The sequence below is a fragment of the Pseudoroseomonas cervicalis ATCC 49957 genome, assembly GCF_000164635.1.
Classification (GTDB): Bacteria; Pseudomonadota; Alphaproteobacteria; order Acetobacterales; family Acetobacteraceae; genus Pseudoroseomonas; species Pseudoroseomonas cervicalis.
In genome coordinates this window covers 40092-47769 of the sequence record NZ_GG770783.1, presented here as the reverse complement: position 1 = coordinate 47769, position 7678 = coordinate 40092, and the positions used below count along the sequence as shown (strand labels likewise).

Annotated in this window: 7 protein-coding genes; 2 read left to right on the top strand and 5 right to left on the bottom strand. The window is 72.2% G+C overall.

The window, feature by feature from the left end; all coding sequences use genetic code 11:
* The coding region (locus tag HMPREF0731_RS17535) for a glycogen debranching N-terminal domain-containing protein (protein ID WP_007005524.1) at positions 1 to 588 on the bottom strand (588 nt) is incomplete at its 3' end.
* A gap of 222 nt (positions 589 to 810) precedes the next feature.
* On the opposite strand from HMPREF0731_RS17535, the gene HMPREF0731_RS17530 reads away from it, so the two are divergent.
* Both HMPREF0731_RS17530 and HMPREF0731_RS17525 read left to right on the top strand, forming a co-directional pair.
* Complete coding sequence (locus HMPREF0731_RS17530) at positions 811 to 1500, top strand: CBS domain-containing protein (RefSeq protein WP_040613885.1); 690 nt, start codon at positions 811 to 813, stop codon at positions 1498 to 1500.
* 244 nt (positions 1501 to 1744) lie between these two features.
* Entirely contained in the window at positions 1745 to 3400 is a 1656-nt protein-coding gene (locus tag HMPREF0731_RS17525; protein WP_007005522.1) for an alpha-amylase family glycosyl hydrolase, read from the top strand.
* 33 nt (positions 3401 to 3433) lie between these two features.
* Here HMPREF0731_RS17525 and HMPREF0731_RS17520 read toward each other — a convergent pair whose 3' ends face one another.
* The 4 genes from HMPREF0731_RS17520 to HMPREF0731_RS17505 form a co-directional block, all read right to left on the bottom strand.
* Positions 3434 to 4558, bottom strand: coding sequence for an alginate O-acetyltransferase AlgX-related protein (locus HMPREF0731_RS17520; RefSeq protein WP_007005521.1), 1125 nt, complete (start codon positions 4556 to 4558; stop codon positions 3434 to 3436).
* Between the two features lie 7 nt (positions 4559 to 4565).
* On the bottom strand, positions 4566 to 5987 hold the full coding sequence (locus HMPREF0731_RS17515; protein ID WP_007005520.1) for an MBOAT family O-acyltransferase: 1422 nt from the start codon (positions 5985 to 5987) through the stop codon (positions 4566 to 4568).
* Positions 5988 to 6055: 68 nt separating this feature from the next.
* Positions 6056 to 6715: an SGNH/GDSL hydrolase family protein gene (locus tag HMPREF0731_RS17510; RefSeq protein ID WP_007005519.1), complete on the bottom strand. Its 660-nt coding sequence runs from the start codon at positions 6713 to 6715 to the stop codon at positions 6056 to 6058.
* A 173-nt stretch (positions 6716 to 6888) separates the two neighbouring features.
* Entirely contained in the window at positions 6889 to 7506 is a 618-nt protein-coding gene (locus HMPREF0731_RS17505) for a flavin reductase family protein (protein WP_007005518.1), read from the bottom strand.
* Between the last annotated feature and the right edge of the window lie 172 nt (positions 7507 to 7678).

Sequence of the window (7678 nt, the reverse complement as noted above, 5' to 3'; positions counted from 1 at the left end):
CGCCGGCTCGAAGCGCAGCCGGGTGCGGCGCAGCGTGCCGTCCAGCCCGGTGTAGGACAGCCCGACCTGCTCCGCCCCCAGCTCGGCGCCGTGCAGCGTGCCGCGGCGCGGCCGGGTGGCGCCGCGCGCCTCGAACAGATCGGCGAAATCGGCGGCGAAGCGCAGCTCCAGCCGGATGCGGTGCGGCCTGTCGTCGAAATTGCGGATCGCCAGACGCTCATGCCAGGTGCCCCGCCACAGGAAGCGGCTGCGGCGCAGATGCAGCATGTCCTCGGGCAGCGGCGCGGCGCCCGGGGCGGCCGGGGGCAGCGCGGCATGGGTCAGGTCGCAGTTCAGCGCCGCGTTGTTCTGCAGCAGCCCGGCCGAGAGCAGCAGCGGCCGCTGCCCGTTCAGCCACAGGCTGAAGCGCGACAGGTGCCGGGTGTCGCCGTGATACAGCCCCTCCGCGCCGCCGGTCAGCTCGCCGGCCTGGTCGGCCAGGGCGAAGCTGTCGCCGTGCTTCAGCGTGGTCGAGCGGCCCTGCTGCAGCGCGGTGGTGGCGCTGGCGGGCAGCTCGTCCTGCTCGGGGAGGGCGGAAGGCAGGTCCATGGGGTGCGGCCGATCCTGTCTGGTCCGCCGGCGGGCCCAGGCGGATGCCTGCGCGCCGCCGGCCTCGGTCCCTTATCCCTCGGCATCGGTAAGCGCTTGGTCAAGGGCCGGGCCCCGCCCCGTCATGCGGCGAAACATGACAGGGGCGTCATCCGCTTGATCTGCGTCAAGGCGCGGCCGGCCGCGGATGCGCCATGCTGGCGGCAGAACAAGGAGGACGCCATGCAGGTTCAGGACCTGATGACCCGGACGGTGCTGACCGTGCCGCCCACCACGCCGCTGGCCACGCTGGCCGCGCTCTTCGCCGAGCGCGGCGTCTCCGGCGTGCCGGTGGTGGATGAGGCGGGCCGGCTGCTCGGGCTGGTGACGGAGGGCGACATGCTGCGCCGCCTGGCCGCGCCGGCCGAGCGGCCGCGCCCCTGGTATCAGCGGCTGCTGGCCAGCGCGCCGCGCCAGGCCGAGGAGTTCGCCCGCATCCATGGCCGCTGCGCCCAGGACGTGATGAGCACCGGCCTGGTCACCGCCCCGCCCGAGATGCCGGTGGACGAGGCCGCGGCGCTGCTGGAGAAGCACCGCATCCGCCGGCTGCCGGTGCTGCGCGAGGGGCGGCTGGTCGGCATCCTCTCCCGCGCCGACCTGATGCGCGCCATGCTGGCGCCGCCGGCCGAGGCGCCGGATGACAGCCCGGACGAGGCGATCCGCGCCGCGATCAGCCAGGCGCTGTGGCAGCAGCCCTGGGTCGATGCCTTCTACATCTTCGCCACGGTCGAGGGCGGCCACGTCACCTTCCATGGCTTCTGCCGCTCGCCCGCGGTCGAGCGGGCGCTGCGCGTGCTGGCCGAGGGCGTGCCCGGCGTGCGCGGGGTGACGATGCAGCTCAGCCCCTCGCCGGCCCTTCTGCCGATGGACTGAAACGCCGCCGCGCGGCGTGTGTCAGGAGATGACGGAATGCGCCGCGGTGCCGCCTGGCGGTGCCGCGGCGCCGCCGATTCCGCGGCCCGTTAACCGCGCCACTGCGCTTTTCGTGACACGCTGTCGCGGAAAGACCCCACGCCTGCCAGATTCCCGCCCGTTTTCGCTGCTCGAATGATATCACGAAAACGCGAGACGGAGAGCTCGCGGGGGGAAAGCGTCGAAGCCGCAGGAGGATAAGCGGATGGTGGCGGGGGCCGATTGGTGGCGTGGCGCGGTGCTGTACCAGGTGTATCCGCGCAGTTTTGCCGACAGCGACGGGGATGGCATTGGCGACCTGAAGGGGATCGAGGCGCGGCTTGAGCATATCGCGCGCCTGGGTGTCGATGCGGTCTGGATCTGCCCCTTCTACGCCTCGCCGGGGCGCGATTTCGGCTATGACGTCTCCGACCATCTGGCGGTCGATCCGCTCTTCGGCAGCCTCGAGGATGTCGACCGGCTGCTGGAGCGGGCGCACGCGCTGGGGCTGAAGGTGCTGGTGGACCTGGTGGGCGGCCACACCTCGGACGCGCATCCCTGGTTCCGCCGCAGCCGCGCCGGGCGCGACGCGCCGGAGGCCGACTGGTATGTCTGGGCCGATCCGAGCCCGGACGGCACGCCGCCCAACAACTGGCTGAGCGTCTTCGGCGGCTCCGCCTGGAGCTGGGAGCCGCGCCGGCGGCAATACTACCTGCACCATTTCCTCTCCAGCCAGCCCAGCCTGAACCTGGCCAATCCGGCGGCGCTGGAGGCGCTGCTTTCGGTCGGCGAGTTCTGGCTGCAGCGCGGCGTCGACGGCTTCCGCCTCGATGCGGTGGATTTCCTGGCGCATGACCCGGAGCTGCGCGGCAATGCCGCGCGCCCGGCGCCGGGCGGCGCCGTGCCGGCCAAGCTGTTCGGCCTGCAATGGCACCAGCACGACATGATGCATCCGCGGATCTTCGAGATCCTGCGCCGCATCCGCGCGCTGACCGACCGCTATGGCGCGGTGACGCTGGGCGAGGTCTCCAGCCAGGATGGCGCCTTCGAGCGTGTGCTGGACTACAGCAGCGGCGAGGACCTGCTGCACATGGCCTACACGCTGCGCCCGCTGCGCGGCGGCTTCGACCATGCCTCGGTGCGCGGCCTGCTGGCCGCGGCCGAGGGCGGCACGGAGCGCGAGGGCTGGCCCTGCTGGTCCTTCTCCAACCACGATGTCGAGCGGGCGGTGACGCGCTGGAACCCGGCCGGGCGCGAGGCGCCGGCCGATCCGCGCTTCGCCCGGCTGCTGGCTTCGCTGCTGCTGTCGCTGCGCGGCAGCGTCTGCCTCTACCAGGGGGAGGAGCTGGGCCTGCCCGAGGCCGAGCTGACCCTGGCCCAGATCCGTGACCCCTTCGGCCTGACCTACTGGCCGGAGTTCAAGGGCCGCGACGGCAGCCGCACGCCGATGCCCTGGCAGGGTGACGCGCCGCAGGCCGGCTTCTCCACCGGCGAACCCTGGCTGCCGGTGCCGGCCGCGCATCACGCCCTGGCGGTGGACCGGCAGGAGGCCGACCCGGACAGCCTGCTGCACGCCTGGCGCCGGCTGCTGGCGCTGCGCCGCGCCCACCCCGCCCTGCTGCGCGGCGGCATGAAGGTGCTGGAGCTGCCGGCGCCGCTGGTCGGGCTGGTGCGCGACTATGCCGGGCAGCGGGTGATGGCGCTGTTCAACCTCTCGGACGCGCCGCTGCGCTGCCCGGTCTCCACCCTGCACCCGCTGGCCGAGGGCAGCAGCGACGGCGTGGTGCTGCGCAACGGCCTGGCCGAGCTGCCGCCCTATGGCGTGCTGATGGCCGAGCTGGACCCGGTGGATGCCCGCGTGCCGGCCTATTCGGCGATGTGAGCGGCGGCGCCGCGCCCCGGCCGGGGCGCGCTGCTAGTCCCAGCGGCGCAGCAGGGCCTGCTCCGCCTCGCTGAGCGGCTGGGCGACGACACGCTCCGGCATCTCCCAGACGATCAGCCTGGGCGGCGTGTCGCGGAAGGCCTCGCTGGCGAAGTAGCTGGTCGCGGCGCCGCTGAAGCCGCCGCCCGCCTGGGCGAAGCTGATCACCGTGCTGTCCAGCGCCTGCTGCAGCGCGCCCAGGAAATTGCCGTTCAGCGAGTAGGAGGAGCCGAGCAGCACCACCTCCGGCGCCGGCGTCTCGTCCAGCAGCCCGCCGCCGCCGGCAGGCTCGCTGCCTTCCAGCGCCGCGGTGGTGGCGCGGTGCTCGCGGTCGGGGCGCGGGCGGAAGGGGTCGGGCATGTTGTCCAGGCTCATCAGCCGCAGCAGGTCGCCTGGCCCGTTGCGCTCGGTATCCTCCAGCGTGGTGGCGAAGCGCTGCTCGCGCGCCAGTGCCACGCCCGGCGGCAGGTGCGCGGCAATCGCCGCCGCGGCCGCCGCCGCGCCCTCCTGGTTCCAATGCGTGTCGGTTCGGTAATAGGCCGGGTCGGCGCCGCGCAGCGCCGGCAGCAGCGACAGCGCGTTGAGCCCCCGCGCCTGCAGCAGCGCCATGAAGGCGTCGTGCCGCGCCTGCGCCTGCGCCGACCAGGGCGCGCCGCAGAGATGCTCGGGGTGGCGCCGCGCCTTGTCCGGCACCACGGCCACCAGCAGCGTGATGTTGCGCTCGGCCAGCGCCCGGGCGGCGCGGGCCAGCCCCTCGGCGCGCGCCCGCATGTCGGCCTCGGGCCGCGGCCAGGGGCGCAGCTCCTCGGTCAGATAGAGCCAGTCGTCGCAGCCGACGCGCAGCTGCGGCCCGCCGGAGCCGAACAGCCCCCAGCGGAACAGCCCGCCCGCCGCGCGCAGCGTCGCATCCGCCGGCAGCAGATGCGCCAGCACATGGTTCACCGCACCGGTCAGCCGGCCGTCCAGGAAGGCGTCCGCCGTCATCACCGGCCGCAGCCGCGCCTCGGCCTGGCGGGTGGACAGCGCCGCGATGCCCTGCCAGGCGCCGAGACCCAGCAGCAGCACGGCCGCCGCCCCCTGCAGCAGCCCGGCGCGATGGATCCAGCGTGGCTCGGTCATGGCGGCCTCAGAACTGGAAATACAGGAAGGGCACGGCGGCGCGGCTGTAGAGCAGCACGATGCCGAGCAGGAAGGCGGCGAGCGGCCCGACCGCCCAGAAGGGCCGCCAGAAGCCCGGCAGCTCCGCCGCCGGGCGCAGGAAGGGCAGGCGGCCGCGCAGCAGCGGCAGGTAGACCAGCGCGATGCCGATGCCGATGGTGGCCCATTGGTCCGGCGTCACCTGCCAGGCCAGTTCGTCGCTGAGAGCGGTGCCATGGGCGCCCAGCATGCCGGCATAGACGCGCAGCGCCTCGCTGAGATTGGCGGCGCGGAACACCACCCAGCCCAGCATGACGGCCAGCAGGGTCAGCGCATGGCCGAGGATCCAGGGCATGGCGCGGCCGCCGCCGCTGCTCCACAGCCGGTGCAGCGCCAGCAGCGCGCCCTGCCAAGCGCCCCAGATCACGAAGGTCCAGTTGGCGCCGTGCCAGAGCCCGCCGATCAGCATGGTCAGGAACAGGTTGAGATAGGTGCGCCCCGCCCCCTGCCGGCTGCCGCCGAGCGGGATGTAGAGATAGTCGCGCAGGAAGCGCGACAGCGTCATGTGCCAGCGCTGCCAGAAGCCCTGGATCGAGCCGGCGAGATAGGGGTTGTCGAAATTCTCCGGGAAGCGGAAGCCGATCATCAGCGCCAGCCCGATCGCCATCGCCGAATAGCCGGCGAAGTCGAAGAAGAGCTGCAGCGTGTAGGCGATGGCGCCGGCCCAGGCATCGACGAGCGTCGGCGCCTCCAGCCGGAAGATGGCGTCCACCATCGGGCTCAGCGTGTCGGCGATGATCACCTTCATGGCGAAGCCGGTCATGAAGCGCCGCGCCCCCATGCCGAACTGCGCCAGCGAGTGGGTGCGATGCCGCAGATCCTCGTTGATCTCGGCATAGCGCACGATCGGGCCGGCGATGAGCTGGGAGAAGATCGCCTTGTAGGTGGCGTAGCGCAGGAAGCTGTGGCTGACCGGCACGCTGCCGCGCCAGACATCGACCAGGTAGCTGACCGATTGCAGCACGTAGAAGGAGAGCCCGATCGGCAGCACGATCTCGGCCCAGCCGATGCGCGCCAGGCCGATGCCGTCCAGCACCGCGTTCAGGCTGTCGACGCCGAAATTGGCGTATTTGAACCAGCCCAGCACGGCGAGATTGCCGAGCAGGCCGAGCTGCATCAGCCGCTTCCCCTGCGGCGAGCGCACGCCCACCCGCTCCATCGCCCTTGCGGTGAAGTAGGTGAACAGGGTGACGCCCAGCAGCAGCGCCAGGAAGTCGATGCGCCACCAGGCATAGAAGGCCCAGGAGAGCACCAGCACCGGCGCGTTGCGCCAGCGCCGGGGGGTGGCGAAATAGACCGCGAAGAACAGCGGCAGGAACAGGCAGAGGAACTCGAAGGAGGCGAAGATCATGCCTGCCTCACCCCGGCGCGCGCAGGCGGCATCCCGCCCCCCTTATCTTGTTGCCCTGTCCTGTCCGGTCAGCGGCGGATGTCGCGCAGCTGCGGCAGCTGCGCCAGCGTGGTGGCCAGCGCCTGGCCATAGGCGCGGTAGCCCTCCACCGTGTAGTGCTGGCCATCGAAGGTCGGCCACTGGCCGGGCTGCGACAGCTTGGTGGAATCGACATAGGTGCAGGGCGCGACGATGGTCGAGAGCAGCTGCGACATCTGCTGCACCCGCGCATAGGTCTTCATGAAGGGCCCGCCCTCGGTGCCCCAGCTCGGGCCGATCCAGACGCAGGGCAGGTTCATGGCGCGGATCTGGTCGGTCAGCGCCGTCACCTCCTCGCGCACGCTGTCGGCCGGCAGCTCGCGCCGCACATAGCCGGCCATGGTGTCGCCCATGGAGACGATGATCAGGTTCGGCCGGTATTGCTGCACCAGCTGCGGCAGCGGGGTGGTGCGGGCCTCGGGGCCGCGCTGGGTCTGCACCGGGCCGGACTGGATGCGCTGCGCCGTGCCGCAGGAGGCGACGCGGGCGCTGAGGAACACGCTGGCGGGCGAGCCGCAGGCGGCGAAGGTGGCGACGCGCGCGCCCTGCTGCACCAGCTGGTCCTGCAGCGTGGTGATCAGGTAGCCCTGCGAGGCATAGTGGCTGTCGCCCAGGATCAGCAGGGAGAGGCCGGCGAGCAAGGATTGCATCGGAAAACCTGTGGGCTGTGGAGAGGGCAGGGGCGTCCGCCGCCCCCCAGCGCAACCAGTGTAACCGTTCCGGGTTGGCTCAAAAAGCCGCGCCACCCTACGATGTATCGGCTTTTCTGGCCGATATGTGTCTTTTTGCGCCAGGGGCGGCGTGTCTTTTCTGGCGGTCCGGCTCAGGCGGTGGGACGCAGCATCTCGAACAGCCCGGTCACCTCGGCATAATCGCCGCGATAGCCGCAGCGCGCCACGGGCCGCGCCGCCAGCGTGTCGAACCGCCCGTCGCGCAGGAATTCGCGCCGGATATGCACGCCGATCACCTGGCCGAGCAGCAGCCAGCCCGGCAGGTCGGCGCCGTCGATGTTCTTCAGCCGCACCACCTGGGTCAGCTTGCACTCGAAGGCGGCGGGGGAGCGCGCCACGCGCGGCGGCCGCACCAGGGTCGAGGGCGCGGCGGCGAGCCCGGCGCGCTCCATCTCGTTCTCGCCATGCGGCAGCGGCGCGCAGGTCTCGTTCATCGCCTCGGCCAGCTCGCGCGAGACGAGGTTGCAGACGAATTCGCCCGTCTCCTCGACATTGCGCACGCTGTCCTTGCGGCCCTCGCTGGCGAAGCCCACGATCGGCGGGTTGCCGTGGAAGCCGTTGAAGAAGGAGTAGGGCGCCAGATTGACCCGGCCCTGCCCGTCCACGCTGGTGATCCAGCCGATCGGCCGCGGCGCCAGCATGGCCTTGAACGGGTCGTGCGGCAGGCCGTGGCCCTGGCGCGGATCGTAGAAATAGGTGTCCTGGTCCATGGCCGGTCCCCTCCATCGTCGGTGGCCGCCAGCAAGCCAGCGCCGCCGCCGCTTGTCGAGGGGGGGGGGGTCAGCCATCCCCGCGCAGCAGGCGGCGCGCCGCGGCCATGCGCGCCTCCGGGATGCGCCCGGCGAGGTCCAGCGCCGCCGGCAGCAGGCGGCGCCAGGGCAG

What these genes read in the sequence shown, in the direction of transcription:
- HMPREF0731_RS17520 (WP_007005521.1), bottom strand. Translation starts at nt 4,558, where the DNA reads ATGACCGAGCCACGCTGGATCCATCGCGCCGGGCTGCTGCAGGGGGCG.
- HMPREF0731_RS17515 (WP_007005520.1), bottom strand. Translation starts at nt 5,987, where the DNA reads ATGATCTTCGCCTCCTTCGAGTTCCTCTGCCTGTTCCTGCCGCTGTTC.
- HMPREF0731_RS17505 (WP_007005518.1), bottom strand. Translation starts at nt 7,506, where the DNA reads ATGGACCAGGACACCTATTTCTACGATCCGCGCCAGGGCCACGGCCTG.
- HMPREF0731_RS17530 (WP_040613885.1), top strand. Translation starts at nt 811, where the DNA reads ATGCAGGTTCAGGACCTGATGACCCGGACGGTGCTGACCGTGCCGCCC.
- HMPREF0731_RS17525 (WP_007005522.1), top strand. Translation starts at nt 1,745, where the DNA reads ATGGTGGCGGGGGCCGATTGGTGGCGTGGCGCGGTGCTGTACCAGGTG.
- HMPREF0731_RS17510 (WP_007005519.1), bottom strand. Translation starts at nt 6,715, where the DNA reads ATGCAATCCTTGCTCGCCGGCCTCTCCCTGCTGATCCTGGGCGACAGC.